Origin of the sequence: Rhizobium sp. BK008 (assembly GCF_014197345.1) — a bacterium.
Taxonomy (GTDB): domain Bacteria; phylum Pseudomonadota; class Alphaproteobacteria; order Rhizobiales; family Rhizobiaceae; genus Rhizobium; species Rhizobium anhuiense.
Genome location: NZ_JACIFK010000001.1, coordinates 301,320 through 317,867 on the forward strand (window position 1 = coordinate 301,320; position 16,548 = coordinate 317,867).

At 61.5% G+C, this 16,548-nt stretch carries 13 protein-coding genes; 6 read left to right on the forward strand and 7 right to left on the reverse strand.

The annotated features are described in order from the left end of the window. The first annotated feature begins 107 nt into the window (after window positions 1-107). From araD1 to araD, 3 genes are all read left to right on the forward strand, one after another. A complete protein-coding gene (gene araD1, locus FHT69_RS01390; RefSeq protein WP_063474460.1) occupies window positions 108-1,103 on the forward strand; it encodes an AraD1 family protein in 996 nt (331 codons plus the stop codon). Between the two features lie 68 nt (window positions 1,104-1,171). Beyond that, the gene (locus tag FHT69_RS01395; RefSeq protein WP_047611439.1) at window positions 1,172-2,605 is read left to right on the forward strand and encodes an aldehyde dehydrogenase family protein; all 1,434 of its coding nucleotides are present in this window, start codon (window positions 1,172-1,174) and stop codon (window positions 2,603-2,605) included. A gap of 61 nt (window positions 2,606-2,666) precedes the next feature. Next, complete coding sequence (araD, locus tag FHT69_RS01400) at window positions 2,667-4,406, forward strand: L-arabinonate dehydratase (protein ID WP_047611438.1); 1,740 nt, start codon at window positions 2,667-2,669, stop codon at window positions 4,404-4,406. Between the two features lie 136 nt (window positions 4,407-4,542). Here the strand turns inward: araD and FHT69_RS01405 are convergent, their stop codons facing one another. From FHT69_RS01405 to FHT69_RS01415, 3 genes are read right to left on the reverse strand one after another with little or no spacing between them, the layout of a single operon-like run. Beyond that, the gene (locus tag FHT69_RS01405) at window positions 4,543-5,367 is read right to left on the reverse strand and encodes a transglutaminase domain-containing protein (RefSeq protein ID WP_063474461.1); all 825 of its coding nucleotides are present in this window, start codon (window positions 5,365-5,367) and stop codon (window positions 4,543-4,545) included. A gap of 12 nt (window positions 5,368-5,379) precedes the next feature. After that, window positions 5,380-6,321, reverse strand: coding sequence for an alpha-E domain-containing protein (locus tag FHT69_RS01410; RefSeq protein ID WP_047611433.1), 942 nt, complete (start codon window positions 6,319-6,321; stop codon window positions 5,380-5,382). Then, a complete protein-coding gene (locus FHT69_RS01415; protein ID WP_047611432.1) occupies window positions 6,321-7,730 on the reverse strand; it encodes a circularly permuted type 2 ATP-grasp protein in 1,410 nt (469 codons plus the stop codon). The genes FHT69_RS01410 and FHT69_RS01415 overlap by 1 nt, the downstream gene beginning before the upstream one ends. 362 nt (window positions 7,731-8,092) lie before the next feature. On the opposite strand from FHT69_RS01415, the gene FHT69_RS01420 reads away from it, so the two are divergent. Continuing rightward, the gene (locus FHT69_RS01420; RefSeq protein WP_183903264.1) at window positions 8,093-8,995 is read left to right on the forward strand and encodes a DMT family transporter; all 903 of its coding nucleotides are present in this window, start codon (window positions 8,093-8,095) and stop codon (window positions 8,993-8,995) included. Window positions 8,996-9,155: 160 nt separating this feature from the next. Here FHT69_RS01420 and FHT69_RS01425 read toward each other — a convergent pair whose 3' ends face one another. The 3 genes from FHT69_RS01425 to FHT69_RS01435 form a co-directional block, all read right to left on the reverse strand. After that, window positions 9,156-10,835: a DEAD/DEAH box helicase gene (locus FHT69_RS01425; protein WP_063474464.1), complete on the reverse strand. Its 1,680-nt coding sequence runs from the start codon at window positions 10,833-10,835 to the stop codon at window positions 9,156-9,158. Between the two features lie 246 nt (window positions 10,836-11,081). Next, window positions 11,082-12,197, reverse strand: coding sequence for a DNA alkylation repair protein (locus tag FHT69_RS01430; protein ID WP_183904806.1), 1,116 nt, complete (start codon window positions 12,195-12,197; stop codon window positions 11,082-11,084). Between the two features lie 140 nt (window positions 12,198-12,337). Beyond that, the gene (locus tag FHT69_RS01435; protein ID WP_097542044.1) at window positions 12,338-13,366 is read right to left on the reverse strand and encodes a LacI family DNA-binding transcriptional regulator; all 1,029 of its coding nucleotides are present in this window, start codon (window positions 13,364-13,366) and stop codon (window positions 12,338-12,340) included. A 160-nt stretch (window positions 13,367-13,526) separates the two neighbouring features. On the opposite strand from FHT69_RS01435, the gene FHT69_RS01440 reads away from it, so the two are divergent. Beyond that, the gene (locus tag FHT69_RS01440; protein WP_047611424.1) at window positions 13,527-14,474 is read left to right on the forward strand and encodes a dihydrodipicolinate synthase family protein; all 948 of its coding nucleotides are present in this window, start codon (window positions 13,527-13,529) and stop codon (window positions 14,472-14,474) included. A gap of 197 nt (window positions 14,475-14,671) precedes the next feature. Continuing rightward, window positions 14,672-16,057: an MFS transporter gene (locus FHT69_RS01445; RefSeq protein ID WP_183904807.1), complete on the forward strand. Its 1,386-nt coding sequence runs from the start codon at window positions 14,672-14,674 to the stop codon at window positions 16,055-16,057. A gap of 172 nt (window positions 16,058-16,229) precedes the next feature. Here the strand turns inward: FHT69_RS01445 and FHT69_RS01450 are convergent, their stop codons facing one another. After that, window positions 16,230-16,538: a hypothetical protein gene (locus FHT69_RS01450; RefSeq protein ID WP_047611419.1), complete on the reverse strand. Its 309-nt coding sequence runs from the start codon at window positions 16,536-16,538 to the stop codon at window positions 16,230-16,232. Between the last annotated feature and the right edge of the window lie 10 nt (window positions 16,539-16,548).

Sequence of the window (16,548 nt, forward strand, 5' to 3'; positions counted from 1 at the left end):
CGCCAGCCAGGCATTCGCAGTCATATGAATGATGGATTCCGGCTCCTGATGGAGCCGGACAGGCGGAGCTTTTTCCTGTCTTCGCCGAAACGAGAAGGATCGAAGACGTGCTTATTTCCCAGATCAAAGGTGCCAACGGAGAGATCGTCGTCGCCGTGCGTGAGCCGGGCGGCGCTGCAAAGTCGGTCAACAATGCCGGCAGCGTCTATGCGCTGGCGATGGAAGCCGCAGACGGCGGCAAGTCGCTTGCCTCAGTCATCGAGGCCCATGGCTACGGCGCTGCCGTCGATCTTGAAAAGGCCTATGCGGAGGGCCGCTTCCTTCCGCCGATCACCCATCCCGATGCCGCCCACCTGCATCTGACCGGCACCGGCCTGACGCATCTGGGATCGGCGGCAACGCGCGATTCCATGCACAAGAAAACCACCGAAGCCGCCGAGGAAACCCTGACGGACTCGATGAAGATGTTCAAGATGGGGCTGGAGAACGGCAAGCCGAAGGCCGGCGAGAAGGGCGTGCAGCCCGAATGGTTCTACAAGGGCAACGGCTATGGCACGGCAGCCCCCGGCGCCCCGCTGATCTCGCCGTCCTTCGCGCTCGACGGCGGCGAAGAGCCTGAAATGGCTGGCATTTACGTGATTTCCAAGGACGGCTCGCCGTTCCGCATCGGCTTTGCGCTGTCGAACGAGTTTTCGGACCACGTCACCGAGCGGATCAACTATCTCTATCTGGCCCACTCCAAACTGCGCCCGGCCGCCTATGGTCCGGAAATCCGCATCGGCGCCGCCCCGGACGATATTCGCGGCACCTCGCGCATCAAGCGCGGCGACAAGGTGATCTTCGAAAAGCCGTTCCTCTCCGGTGAGGCGAACATGTCGCACACCTTCGCCAATCTCGAATATCACCATTTCAAATACGGCCTCTTCCGTGTGCCGGGCGATGTTCATGTCCATATGTTCGGCACGGCGACCCTTTCCTTTGCCGATGGCGTCAAGACCGAAGAGGGCGACATCTTCGAGATCGAAGTCGCCGAATTCGGCCTGCCGCTCCGCAATCCGCTTGCAGTGGCCGCCGAGGAAGAGATCGCCGTCCGGCAGCTCTGATTTCAAGACCTGGCCGCATCCGGCGGCCGGATCATGCTCGTAAACGGTAAAGGAGGCTTGTTAAGCCCATGACCATTTATCAAAACCTGATCGCCGGCGAATGGGTCGGCTCGAACGCGACGAAGAATATCAATCCGTCGGACACGAACGAAGTCGTCGGCCTCTATGCCGACGGCAGCGCTGAAGACACCAGAAACGCCATTGCCGCCGCCAAGGCCGCTTTCCCGGCCTGGTCGCGTTCCGGCATCTGGGAACGCCACGTCATCCTGAAGAAGACCGGCGACGAGATCATGGCGCGGAAGGACGAACTCGGCGCGCTGCTCGCCCGCGAGGAAGGCAAAACGCTGCCGGAAGCCACCGGTGAAGTGATCCGCGCCTCGCAGATTTTCGAATTCTTCGCCGGCGAAGCGCTGCGGCTGGCTGGCGAGGTCCTCCCCTCGGTTCGCCCGAACATCGGCGTCGAGATCACCCGCGAGGCGCTTGGCGTCATCGGCATCATCACGCCGTGGAATTTCCCGATCGCCATCCCCGCCTGGAAGATCGCGCCGGCACTCTGCTACGGCAACACCATCGTCTTCAAGCCGGCCGAACTGGTGCCCGCCTGTTCCTGGGCGATTGTCGATATCCTCAACCGCGCCGGCCTGCCGAAGGGCGTCTTGAACCTCGTCATGGGCAAGGGCTCGGTCGTCGGTCAGGCCATGCTCGAAAGCCCCGACGTTCACGGCATCACCTTTACCGGTTCCACCGGCACCGGCCGGCGTGTCGCCGCCGCCTCCATCGAGCATAACCGCAAGTTCCAGCTGGAAATGGGCGGCAAGAACCCGATGGTCGTGCTCGACGATGCCGACCTCAACGTCGCCGTCGAGGCCGCCGCCAATTCCGGCTTCTTCTCCACCGGCCAGCGCTGCACGGCGTCGTCGCGCCTGATCGTCACCGAGGGCATTCACGACAAGTTCGTCGCAGCGCTCACCGACAAGCTGAAGACGCTGGTCGTCGACAACGCGCTGAAGGCCGGCACCCATATCGGTCCGGTCGTCGATGAGCGGCAGCTGAAGACCGATACCGACTATATCGAGATCGGCAAGTCGGAAGGCGCCAAACTCGCCTTCGGCGGCGAGGTCATCTCGCGCGACACGCCCGGCTTCTATCTGCAGCCGACGCTGTTTACCGAAGCGACCAACCAGATGCGGATTTCGCGCGAGGAGATCTTCGGGCCTGTGGTCTCGGTGATCCGGGCGAAGGATTACGACGAGGCGCTTGCCATCGCCAACGACACGCCGTTCGGCCTTTCGGCCGGCATCGCCACGACCAGCCTGAAACATGCGACGCACTTCAAGCGCAATTCCGAGGCCGGCATGGTGATGGTCAACCTGCCGACGGCAGGCGTCGATTTCCACGTTCCCTTCGGCGGCCGCAAAGGTTCGTCCTATGGCCCGCGCGAGCAGGGCAAATACGCCGCCGAATTCTACACAACCGTCAAGACCGCCTACACGCTGGCTTGAAACAAAGGCGATGTCCCGGACCGTACGAGGCGGTCCGGCGACATCCTGAAGGATAGAGACGATGAAGAAGAAAGCGGAATGGCCGCGCAAGCTGAGGTCGCAGGAATGGTACGGCGGCACGAGCCGCGATGTGATTTATCACCGCGGCTGGCTTAAGAACCAGGGTTATCCGCACGACCTGTTCGATGGCCGGCCGGTGATCGGCATCCTCAACACCTGGTCGGATATGACCCCGTGCAACGGTCATCTCAGAGAACTCGCCGAAAAGGTGAAGGCGGGCGTATGGGAGGCCGGCGGCTTCCCGCTTGAGGTGCCGGTATTCTCGGCGTCGGAAAACACCTTCCGCCCGACCGCGATGATGTATCGCAACCTTGCCGCGCTCGCGGTGGAAGAGGCGATCCGCGGCCAGCCGATGGACGGCTGCGTGCTGCTGGTCGGCTGCGACAAGACCACGCCGTCGCTTCTCATGGGAGCGGCTTCCTGCGACCTGCCGTCGATCGTCGTCACCGGCGGACCGATGCTGAACGGCTATTTCCGTGGCGAACGCGTCGGCTCGGGCACGCATCTGTGGAAGTTTTCCGAAATGGTGAAGGCCGGCGAGATGACGCAGGCCGAATTCCTCGAGGCGGAAGCCTCGATGAGCCGTTCGTCGGGCACCTGCAACACCATGGGCACCGCGTCCACCATGGCTTCCATGGCCGAGGCGCTCGGCATGGCACTGTCAGGTAATGCCGCGATCCCGGGCGTTGATTCCCGCCGCAAGGTCATGGCGCAGCTCACCGGCCGGCGGATCGTCCAGATGGTCAAGGACGACCTGAAGCCCTCCGACATCATGACGAAGCAGGCTTTCGAGAACGCCATCCGCACCAACGCGGCCATCGGCGGATCGACCAATGCCGTCATCCACCTGCTCGCCATCGCCGGCCGTGTCGGCATCGATCTTTCGCTTGATGACTGGGACCGCTGCGGCCGCGACGTTCCCACAATCGTCAACCTGATGCCGTCGGGCAAATACCTGATGGAAGAGTTCTTCTATGCGGGCGGCCTGCCGGTGGTGCTGAAGCGCCTCGGCGAGGCAGGTCTTCTGCACAAGGATGCGCTGACGGTCTCCGGCGAAACCGTCTGGGACGAGGTCAAGGAGGTCATCAACTGGAACGAGGACGTCATCCTGCCGGCTGAAAAGGCGCTGACATCTTCGGGCGGCATCGTCGTGCTGCGCGGCAATCTCGCGCCGAAGGGCGCGGTGTTGAAGCCTTCGGCCGCCTCGCCGCATCTCCTGGTGCACCGGGGCAGGGCCGTGGTGTTCGAGGACATCGACGACTACAAGGCCAAGATCAACGACGATAATCTCGACATCGACGAAACTTGCATCATGGTCATGAAGAACTGCGGGCCGAAGGGTTATCCCGGCATGGCCGAGGTCGGCAACATGGGGCTGCCGCCGAAGGTGCTGAAGAAGGGCATCCTCGACATGGTGCGCATTTCCGACGCGCGCATGTCCGGAACGGCTTACGGCACCGTCGTGCTGCACACCTCTCCGGAAGCAGCCGTCGGCGGACCGCTGGCGGTCGTGAAAAATGGCGACATGATCGAGCTGGATGTGCCGAACCGTCGCCTGCATCTCGACATTTCCGAGGAAGAACTGGCGCGGCGGCTCGCCGAATGGCAGCCGAACCACGATCTGCCCAAATCAGGCTATGCCTTCCTGCATCAGCAGCATGTCGAGGGGGCCGATACCGGTGCGGACCTCGACTTCCTCAAGGGATGTCGCGGAAACGCTGTCGGTAAGGACAGCCACTGACAGCGTAGATCCAGGATTGGAAATCGATGAAAGGCGGGGCATCACCCCGCCTTTTTTGCACTTGTTCAATGAGAAGATGGCGGCAATTTTGACGTGCGACGCCTCCCGAAATAAGGTGGATTTCGGGAGTGTCCAGTCAGCTCTGGCTTTGACTTTGCATCTGGCCGCCGTCTTCTACCTTCACGGTGACCGACAACGTTTCGCCCGGCGTACCGATGCGCATGCCTGAAATCGGCGCGGCGTCGCGGTAGCAGAGGCCGGAGGCGATCCTGACGTACCGGGCATCCGGGCAGATCTCGTTGGCGGGATCGAAGCCGACCCAGCCGAGGCCGGGAATATGGGCCTCGGCCCAGGCATGGGTCGCCGCCTGCTCGACCTTCTCTTCCATCATAAGATAGCCCGAGATGTAACGCGCCGGCACCTGCAGGGCGCGGGCGGCGGCAATGAAAATGTGCGCGTGGTCCTGGCAGACGCCGCTCTTCTTCTCCAGCGCCTGTTCGGCCGTCGTCTCGGTGTTGCTGGTGCCGGGCTTGTAGTCGACCGTCTCGTGGATTGCCGCCATCAGCGCATGCATGCGGGCAAGCTCGTTATCGCCTCCGACACCCTTGATCAGTTCCTTGACCAGCTTGCCGCCCTTGGTCAGCGGCGTGTCGCGCAGAAACAGCCAAAGCGGGCAGAAGCCGGTATGCGGGCCGGTGACGCCGTTGTTGTCCTCCGTCTCGACCTCGCCTTCGGCGAGAATGCGCGTCACGTCCTGCTCGCCTTCCAGCGAGACCAGATTGACGTGATTGCCGTACTGGTCGTCATACTCGACCTCGGGTACGGCACCCTCTACGTTCAGCGCCCAGGTGAGGACTTTCTGATGGGGGCTCGTCGGCGGCGTCAACCTCAGCCGTTGCAGCGAGAACTGCGTCGGTCCGTCGTAGCGGTATTCGGTGAGATGGCTGATCTTCATTCTCATGTTCTGATCCGCTTATACATAGAACCGGTAGCCGTCGGAAATTTCCGCACCGAGCTTGTTGTTGCGCGCGACGAAATCCTCCAGGAATTCGTGCAGGCCCTGATCCATGATATCCCGGATCGCTCTCGTCTGCAGTGTGGTGCGGATTGCGTCCGCCGTATCGTGAGCGGCGAGCCGCTCCCCGTAATCCGTGGCGAGATAGCCGAGATTGCTGACGATCTTCTCATAGCAATAGGCAAGCGAGCGCGGCATCTGCACATTCAGCGTCAGAAAGTCGGCGATGTTCATCGCCCGGTATTCGCCGTCATAGGCCCAGCTATAGGCCCGGTGTGCGGAGACCGAGCGCAGGATCGATTCCCACTGCACATTGTCGAGAGAGGAGCCGACTGATGAGACCGAGGGCAGCAGCACGTAATATTTCACGTCGAGGATGCGGCTGGTATTATCGGCCCGCTCGATGAAGGTGCCGATGCGGGCGAAATTATAGAGTTCGTTGCGCAGTGTCGAGCCGTGGAAGGCGCCGCGGATGAGGCCGGCACGGCGCTTGATGACGTCGATCACCTCCGGCATGTCGGCCGCCTTGACGCGCTTTTCGAGCAGAGACTTCAGCTCGATCCAGCATTCGTTGGTGGCTTCCCAGGTCTCGCGCGTCAGAGCCGTGCGCACCATGCGGGCATTGTTTCTGCCGGACTCGATGCAGGACATGACGCTCGACGGATTGGCGCGATCGCGCAGGAGATAGTCGATCGCGTCGGCGTTCGTCAGCTTCGTGTGGCCCTCGTCATAGGCCTCGCGCACGCCGGCACTTTGCAGCACGCCATCCCAGTTGTCATCGCCTGTGCTGCTGCGGGTCAGCGACATGCGCAACCCGGCATCGATCAGGCGGGCGATATTTTCGGCACGCTCGATGTAACGGAACATCCAGTAGAGGCCGTTTGCGGTTCTTCCGAGCATCAGTCCTCCAATACCCAGGTGTCTTTGGTGCCGCCGCCCTGGCTGGAATTGACCACCAGCGAGCCTTGCTTCAGCGCCACGCGGGTGAGCCCGCCCGGAATGATCTGAACCTTGTCGGATACAAGCACATAGGGGCGAAGGTCGACATGGCGCGGCGCGATGCCCTTGTTGACGAGGATCGGCACGGTGGAGAGCGACAGCGTCGGCTGGGCGATGTAATTGTTCGGCTTGGCCTTCAGCTTCTCGGCGAAATCGGCGCGTTCCTTCTTCGATGCCGTCGGTCCCACAAGCATGCCGTAGCCGCCGGAACCGTGCACTTCCTTGACGACCAGCTCCTCCAGATGTTCCAGCACGTATTTCAGGCTTGATGCTTCCGAACAACGCCAGGTCGGCACGTTTTCGAGCAGGGCCTTGCGGCCGGTATAGAATTCGACGATCTCGGGCATATAGGAATAGATCGCCTTGTCGTCGCAAATGCCGGTGCCCGGCGCATTGGCGATGGTGATGTTGCCGGAACGGTAGACATCCATGATGCCGGGAATGCCGAGCGCGGAATCGGCCCGGAAGGTCAGGGGATCGAGGAAGTCGTCGTCGACGCGGCGGTAGAGCACGTCGATCGCCTCGTAACCGCGGGTCGTCCGCATCTTCACTTTGCCGTCGATGACGCGCAGATCCGAGCCCTCGACCAGTTCGACGCCCATCATGTCGGCGAGGAAGGAATGCTCGTAATAGGCCGAATTGTAGATGCCGGGGGTCAGCACCGCGACGCGCGGCTTGCCGGTGCAGCCGGGAGGAGCAAGCGAGGCGAGGCTCTGGCGCAAGAGATAGGGATAATCCTCGACACGCTGCACCTTGTTCTTGTGGAACAGTTCCGGGAACATCTGCATCATGGTTTCCCGGTTTTCCAGCATGTAGCTGACACCGGAGGGCGTGCGGGCGTTGTCCTCAAGCACGTAAAACTGGTCCTCGCCGGTGCGCACGATGTCGGTGCCGACGATATGGGTGTAGACGCCGCCGGGCGGACGGAAGCCGATCATCTCGGGGATGAAGGTGACGTTGTTCTCGATCAGTTCGCGCGGGATGCGGCCGGCGCGGATGATCTCCTGCTTATGGTAGATATCGTCCAGAAAAGCGTTGAGTGCGATTACCCGCTGCTCGATGCCCTGGGCGAGCTTGCGCCATTCGCGGGCGGAGATGATGCGGGGAATGATGTCGAAGGGGATGAGTTTTTCGGAACTGTCGGCATGGCCGTAGACCGCGAATGTGATGCCGGTCTTCCGGAAGATGTTTTCCGCATCGCGGGACTTGGCAATCAGATGCGCCCGGTCTTGGCTGTTGTACCACTCGAAGTATTTGTCATAAGGCGGGCGAGGGCTTTCGTCCCCGGTAATCATTTCATCAAATGCCAAAAGCGCGGCTCCCCTTTTTTGTTCATTTGAATACAACGCAAATGGCAATGCAAGAACCATGCGCAGTTCGGGGAAAAGATTTTGCGCTGCGAGAAACGGGTGAAAATCTGGGCATTTAACGTGATGCGCTGCGGCATGACGGATATTCATCCAAGGTGCCTGCGTAAAATCTGAGCATATGACCGTTTTTCGTTCAGCCAAGGCGATCGAATATGGCCATGCGCGCGAGGCTCGCCGACCTCTGCAGAACCGCCATCGGGTCCTTGCATCAGCGAAATTTCAAATAAGCATCAACGCTTCGCCTTTGACTGCGGCTACGGGGTGCCGCTATCAGCACAGCGAAGCTTTTATTGCGAGCCGCCATGTCCCTCGATCGCCTTGCCCCCGCCGTTTTCGTCCTGCTCTGGTCCACGGGCTGGGTGGTGGCGAAATATGCCTCGCTGCATTCCGAGCCCTTCACCTTTCTTTCGATACGTTACGCGCTGTCGGCGGCGGCGTTTCTGGCGCTCTGCCTGGCGGTGCGGGCGCGATGGCCCAAAAGCCGGGCGACAGCGCTGCGCGCCATCTATTCCGGTTTCTTCCTGCATGGTTTCTATCTCGCCGGTCTCTGGTGGGCGATCGCCAACGGGGTGCCGGCCGGCATATCGGGCATCATCGCGGCGCTGCAGCCGCTGTTGACGGCGATGGCGGCTCCTTTCCTCATCGGCGAGCGCTTGCAGCAGGCACAGAAACTTGGCCTTGCTCTCGGCTTCATCGGCATTGCCATTGCGATTTCGCCGAAGCTGCTCGATCCGGCGACCGCCGATCTCACCCATGCCGCCCTGCCGCTGGCGATCAACCTCGTCGCCATGGCGGCCGTCACCTACGGCACGCTCTACCAGAAGAAACACCTGCAATCCGGTGACCTCAGAACGATCGCGACCCTGCAATATATCGGCGCGCTGATCCTCACCCTGCCGCTTTCGCTCATCTTCGAGCATCAGCATTTCGACGGCGCCGCGCAGGCCTATGGCGCGCTCATTTGGTCGGTTTTCGGCCTGTCGATGGGCGGGGTCGGACTGCTGCTTCATCTGATCCGTCGCGGCCAGGTGTCCCGCGCCGCCTCGCTGATCTACCTGATGCCGCCGACCGTCGCGCTCGAGGCCTTCATCGCCTTCGGGGAACCGCTGACCCTGCCGTTGATCCTCGGCACCGTGGTGGTCGTGACAGGCGTTTATCTCACCAACCGCCGGGCGGTCAGCGAGCATAGGCCGGTCGAGGTATAGAGCCTGTGCGTTCTTTCGGACGCAGAAAAGACACCCTAACACTTTCAACCCTCGCATCATGCTTTCTGAAAATCGATTCCGATTCTCGGAAAGCATGATGCGGAGATAACAAAAAGGCCGGAGATATCCCCGGCCTTTCCGCTTTTCAGTCGTTCAACGATCAGGCGCGTTCGCGGCGCTGGCCGCTGCCGTTGCGGGAGCCTGAGCCACCGCGGCGGTTGCCGCCGTTGCCGTCGCGGCGTGGTTCGCCGCCCTGGGCCTGCTGCGGGCCGCGGTCTTCGCCGTGCTTGCGGGCCGGGCGGCCGTGGGCATGGCGATTATTGCCGCGGTGATGACCGCTCGGTTCGCCATTGGCGTGGGCGCCGTGATGCGCCGGACGCTGCGGCTTTGCCGAGGGGCGGAAGTCGGAGGTTGCGACCAGATCGTTATCAGGACCGAGATCCGGGGTCACTTCGCCGCGGCGCTGGCCGCGGAAATCCTCGTTACGGCTGGTCGGGCGCTCGGGGCGCGGGCGGCGCTCCTGGCGGCTGCCGCGATGCTCGGAGCGATTCTGGTCGCCACGGCCTTCGCCGCGACCATTACTTTCGCGACCCTGGCCGCCATTGCGATTGCGGTTGTTGCCGTTGCCGTTGGCACGACGGGGTGTGGCATTCATGTTTGCCGGAGGTTCGCCGCTTGCGACGGTGATATCGATGCCCATCAGGCGTTCGATGTCACGCAGCAGCTTGGCTTCGTCAGGGGCGCAGAAGGCGATGGCGATGCCGTCGCGGCCGGCGCGCGCCGTGCGGCCGATGCGGTGGACATAGGCGTCGGGCACCTCAGGCAGATCGTAGTTGTAGACGTGGCTGACGGCCGGGATATCGATGCCGCGGGCGGCGACGTCGGTGGCGATCAGCGTCTTGATGCTGCCGTCGCGGAAGGCCTTCAGCGCCCGTTCGCGCTGACCCTGGCTCTTGTTGCCATGGATCGAGGCAACGGAATAGCCGATGTTCTCGAGATGCTTCATCAGCTTTTCCGCACCGTGCTTGGTGCGCAGGAAGACGATGGCGCGGCCATCCGGGTTTTCAGTCAGCGACTTGCGGAGCAGTTCCGTCTTGTCGTTCTTGCCGCCGACGAAATGGACGTATTGTTCGACCTTGTCGGCAGCCTTGCCCGGAGGCGTAACTTCGACCTTGACGGGATCGACGAGGTATTCGCCGGCGAGATCGGCGATCGCCTTCGGCATGGTGGCCGAGAAGAGCATGGTCTGGCGCTTCTTGGGCACCATCTTGGCGATCTTGCGCAGATCATGCACGAAGCCGAGGTCGAGCATCTGGTCGGCTTCGTCGAGCACGAGATAGCGGACCGTGGTCAGCGTGATCGCGCGGCGATTGACGAGGTCGAGCAGGCGGCCAGGCGTGGCAACGAGGATATCGGTACCCTTTTCGAGTTGAAGCTGCTGCTTGTTGATCGAAACGCCGCCGACGACGACATTGATGCGCAGCGGCGACTTGCGGATGAACTTCTTCAGGCTCTCGGCGATCTGGTTCACCAGTTCGCGGGTCGGGGCCAGGATCAGCGTCCGCGTCGTGCGGTTGTCGGGACGCCGTTCGTCGGCGAGCAGCTTTTCGATGAGAGGCAGGCCGAAAGCGGCGGTCTTGCCTGTGCCGGTCTGGGCGAGGCCGATCAGGTCGCGGCCTTCGAGGAGGAGAGGAATGGCATGTTCCTGGATGGGTGTCGGCGTTTCGATGCCGAGCTGGAACAAAGTAGCGACGATCGGCTTGGAGACACCAAGCGATTCAAAATTAGTCAAGGCATAACCTTTCGGGGCGCCACAACGACTATTGCCGGAACGCACCATGCGATCCGGTTTCATTCTGGCGTCAAGAACCCCGCGTGAAGTGGGAACTTGTGAGTTGGAAAAAGCTTTCCAGCGCTTCTGGCCGCTCATGGGAGTGCGGCGCTCTATCGAAATGCGCTTTTGTCCCTTCTTCCTGCGTCCGTATTTTTTAGCAGGGGCACGCTCACGCGGCGGCCGGAAGGGTGAAAGCTGACCCGCATTTGGGCTAGTTCGCGTGGAAAGTCAAGTGCGGTGCACAAGAAAGCCTTAGCCTGGGTCAGCTGAGGGCATAACGAGGACGAAGCTTTCCGATGCGGTCTCCGCGCCGTTGACGAGGATGGCGATGCGGTGTTTGCCGGGATAATAGCGCCGCGTCGTGATTGGCCGCATGGCGTGGCGGCGCTCAATCGTCTGGCTTTGCCCGGGCGCGAGCGTGATCGTCTTGCACTTGAAGACCTTGGGCGAGAGCGAACCGTCGCCCTTCACATGGTGGATGGCGTAGTCGATCATCAGCGATTGCGGGACCTCGCCGGCATTCGTCAACCGGATTTCGAAATCCAACCCTTCGCCGAACATCACCTCACCGTTTACGAGCCGTAATTCGCATTGGAGCGAAGCGGTGGCGGCGAAGCCGAAATTGGCGAGCGCCTGCGCGTGGCCCTTCTTCAGAAGCGTGCGCGAGGCGTGTTTCAGCAGCCAGCGGCGTTCGGGCGAAGCGGCATCGATATGGGCGGCGATAAAGGCGGCGACCATATCGGGGTGATCCTTGGCGACGTCGTTCAGGCTGTTGGCGACGGAACGGCGTACATAATCCTCCGGGTCATCCATCAGCGCGGTCAGGATGGGCAGGATCGGCGCCGGGTCCTTTACGAGCTGCGGCAGGCGCATGGCCCAGGGGAGGCGTGGCCGCGTTCCCTCGCTTGCCAGCCGGCGCACATGCCGGTCGGGATCGCCGACCCAGCCGGAAATGATGGCGAGTGCACGTTGCTGGTCGCGGTGGATGAATTGCCGGATGCCGAATTCGGCCGTGAAATGCGGCGTCAGCGCCTTCAGCAGGTCGAGGCCGAGATCGAAATGATCAAGGCCGCGCGCAGCGATGAACTGATTGACCGGCAACAGCATCCAGCCGGAGAGCCCCGGCCTGCCGGTGGCGGGCAGGCTTGCCATCAGAATGGCTGCGGCCTCGCGGAAATCATCGGGAAGCGTGGCAAACAGGGCGTCGCGGATCAGCGCCGAGCGCTCCATCAGTTCCAGCGCCGTGAGGCCATTGGTCGCCAGCGTCACGAAACGGTCTCTGTCGAAAGCCGACGCGTTGCCACCAATACGATCGGCCATATCGCCGACCAGCGCTTCATGCAGCAGGTTCTTGAGCGGTTCCGGCATGCTGGGGTCCTTCCTCTATGCGGCGGCCGCATGAGGGCGGCTTGGTCTGCGAAACAGCTGGCCTTTGTTGGAGAATAGAGTGATCGCATCCACCCGAGCAATCGGGTGCAGATAGCGGAAGCGCGCGACTTCGCGACCTTTCAACGCAACGGTGCCGTCGATTTCCTTGGAATGAGGGTTGGGGCCGAGATCCGAATGCGCTCCTCGGCAGGACTGTTGTCACCTGCAAGAAGATCAAGGGCGTTTGATGCAATTTGCTCGAACGGCACCCGTAGTGTCGTGAGCGGTGTGGGGAGGTGGCTGACAATCGGAATGTCGTTATAGCCTATGATCGAGATATCCTGCGGCACGGAAAGGCCAAGTTTCGTCAGTCCCGACAAAGCGCCGATGGCAGTATTGTCGTTGACGGCGAAAACGGCGGTTGGACGTGGACTGAGATGCATCAGTGTCTCGACGGCTACCGCACCGGACTCGATGCCGAATGTCGAGGGAATGATGTATGAGGGATCTGCATTCAATCCAGCCTCTTCCAGGGCGTGGCGGAAACCCTCCACGCGCCCCCGCGAACTGGAGGCATAGGATGGACCGGCAATGACGCCAATTCTGCGGTGGCCGAGATCGAGGAGATGGCGGGCCGCGAGGTAGCCACCGAGCCTGTCATCGCCGACTGACGAGAGGCTGTGGCCATCCGTTCGGAGCGCCAGGACATAGGGAATGCCGCGTTTTGCCAGCTCGTCCGGAAAGTCATCGTCTTCCCGCGCCGTCGAAAGAATCAATCCATCGACACCCCGCTTCAACAGAGACTCGGCCGCAAGCCGGTCTGCTCTTGGCTTGTCGTCGGTCGTTGCGACAATCGCGAAGCGGCCACTACGGCTGCAGGCCTTGGCCAGCGCTTCGTAAAGCATGGCCATGACCGTATCCGTCAGCCTGGGTACAATCACCCCGACCGTCATCGTGTTGCCGCGCCTGAGGCTCGCAGCAGAAACATCGCGAACGTATCCGAGCTCTTCGGCAACCTTGCGCACGCGCCGCGCGGTCTCACTGTCGGAGCGCGGAAGCCTCTCGTCCAGAATGCGGGACACGGTAGACTTGGAGACGCCGGCTGCGGCAGCCACGCCGTGAATAGTGACGCGGGTCTGTCCCGGAACTTCATCCGCTTTTGAATTCATTGAGCCTTTTCCATACGAGTCGGCATTGGGCCGCCGCTCTCAGCATGCACCAAAAAAGATATTGACTCCAGGAAATTCAAGAACGATAGTGGGAACGTTCCCGTAAACGATCCTATAGCGATCGCGAGTGAACCGCGATCGCACGAAGGAGGAGACCAATATGCAACCGATGGATATGCGCGGGCTGAGCCCGGCCCCCGTTACCGCTTTCACCCGTGACGGCGAAGTTGATCACAAAGCCAACGCCAAGCTCGCCAAATGGCTGGTCTCGATGGAAGGCGTCAAAAGCCTCGTCATCCTCGGCCATGCCGGCGAGGGCACCTTCCTCACGGAAGAGGAGCGCCTTGCTCTCATCCGCACATATGTTGAAGCAGTCGACGGTGCCGTTCCGATCATTGCCGGGATTACCGGTGAAGGCACGAAGGTCGCCGCTGAAGAGGCCAGGAAATGCAAAGCCGCGGGTGCCACCGGCGCACTCGTCTATCCCAACCACGGCTGGCTGCGTTTCGGCTTTCAGAAGGGAGCGCCTCAGGATCGCTACAAGGCAATCTGGCAGGAGTCCGGCCTCCAGTGCATCCTGTTCCAATATCCCGACGCCACCAAGGCATCTTACGATCTCGATACACAGCTTGCGATTGCCACACAGGAAGGCGTCGTCGCCACCAAGAACGGCGTGCGCAATATGAAGCGCTGGTATGTCGAAATTCCAGAGCTGAAGAAGGCCAATCCAAAGCTGCAGGTTCTGAGCTGCCACGATGAATGGCTGCTGCCAACCATGTTCGATGTCGATGGCCTGCTCGTCGGCTATGGCAATATCGCGCCGGAGTTGCTCATCGACCTGATCAAAGCCGGCAAGGCGCAGGACTATCCGGAAGCGCGCAAGATCTTCGAGCGCCTTCTTCCGGTGACGCGTGCCGTCTATCATCGCGGCTCTCATATGGAAGGCACCGTGGCCCTGAAACTCGGCCTCGTGCACCGCGGTATCCTGGACCACGCCACGATCCGCGAGCCGCTGAAGAGCCTTGGCGACAAGGCAGAAGCGGAGATTTTTGCTGCCTTCGACGCTGCCGGTATTGGTCGCGTTGACCAACTGCTGGCTGCCGAGTGACCTCTTTGACGCCCCTGCGCAGGTCGCAGGGGCGCATTGCAAAGGGAGGAGGAAGTCATGGAAACCCGCCGAGGCAGGTTTGAACGTCTTTGAAGGCCATTGCTCTGACAGGACAAACTGACGCGCAGTAGCAACCATCAAGCAGGAGCGCCCCTGGCCGGGAGAGTGGTAGGCCACGGGGCGAGAAGGAGGAACCAATGAATGTCATGCAGCCTATACCGGCTGAGACGGCGAATGCCGCTGATCCTCAGGCCGAAATCGGCGCTCGTCTGGAGCGCCTCCCCATCACCCGCGAGGTGTTCTGGGCGCGCAATATCGTCGGCGCCGCAACGTTCTTCGACGGCTACACGGTCATCGCTATCGCTTATGCCATGCCCGTCCTCGTCCGCGAGTGGGGCCTGAGCCCCTCACAGACCGGCATGATCCTATCGATGGGCTATCTGGGACAGTTGATCGGTGCGATCCTGTTTGGCTGGCTTGCCGAGAAGGTCGGCCGGCTGAAAGTTCTTCTCTTCACGATCCTGCTCTTCGTCAGCATGGATGTCGCATGCCTGTTCGCTGCCGGGGCCGGCATGATGATGGCCTTCCGTTTCGTCCAGGGGATCGGCACCGGCGGCGAGGTCCCGGTCGCCAGCGCCTATATCAACGAGTTGATCGGGTCGAAGGGGCGCGGCAAGTTCTTCCTCCTTTATGAGGTCATGTTCTTGTTGGGCCTCGTCGGCGCCGGGCTGATCGGCTACTTCATGGTACCGGTTTACGGTTGGAAGGCGATGTTCGTCGTCGGCCTCGTTCCCGCAATCCTGATGATTCCGCTGCGCTGGTTCCTCAAGGAATCACCGCGTTGGCTGGCTGCCAACGGCCGATACGGCGAAGCAAACGCTATCGTCACCCGCATGGAAGAAAGCGCTCGTGCCGCCGGCAAGGAACTGCCCGAACCGAAGCTCATCCAAGCGCCGGTCCGCCGCACGTCGAACTGGCGCGAGCTCTTCCAGGGCGTTTACCTGAAGCGGACGCTTTCCATCTGGGCAATGTGGTTTACCGCCTATACGGTTGCCAACGGTACGATCACCTGGCTGCCGACCCTTTATCGACAGGTCTTCAACCTGCCGCTTCAAACCAGCATCTTCTATGGTTTCCTGACGTCAGTCGGCGGCGTGATCGCGGCTGTCATCTGCGCGCTGCTCATCGATAAAGTGGGGCGCAAGCGTTGGTACACGGGTGCGCTGCTTCTCGCTCCCGTGCCGCTGCTGGCCCTCGCATGGCTCGGCGCGACCTCTCCCATCCAGGTTTTGGTTCTTGCCGGTCTCGCTTATGCGATCGTCCAGACCGTCACATTTTCCTTGTACCTGTACTCGGCAGAGATCTACCCGACGCGCCTCAGGGCACTGGGAACAGGAACCGGTAGCGCCTGGCTTCGCTTGGGGTCATCGACCGGCCCGATCCTCGTCGGCACGGTGATGTCTTCCATGGGCATCCAGTATGTCTTCGTGAGCTTCGCAGCCATTCTGATCGTCGGTGCAATCATCACCATGCTGTTTGCAATAGAAACCAAGGATCGCGTGCTGGAGGAGCTTTCTCCGTAACGGTTCAAAATGCGGTCTGATCGGCTTTGATCTGGCGGATGAAAATCCGCCAGTTTCATTTGATTGCCGTTGCAGCAATTCAAAGTGTTACAGCGCCGCACGTCTGAAAGCCGTGCGGCGCTGTCATGGACCGGCGTCTGCGAAGGTCAAGCGGCGCCGAATTGAGGCTTCGCTATTCCGGGCAGACTTTGACGCGGTAGGGCTCGCCCCAGCGATCATGCCGCCATTCGAGATGGCAATAGGACGGCCGGTAATAGGTCCTATAGACGGGATAGGGGCGATAAACAGGATAGGCGGGATAGACAGGGTAGGCGGGACGGGCGGCCTCGGACAGCAGCGCGCCGCCGACGACGCCGGCGGCAAGGCCGCCCCAGAAGGCATCGCGTGGACGGGCATCGGCGGTGGTAGCGGTGGCGAGCGAGGCGCCGGCAAAGGTCAGCGCGATCAGGCCCGTCGCCATGGTCTTATGAAAAACGGACATGCTATTTTCC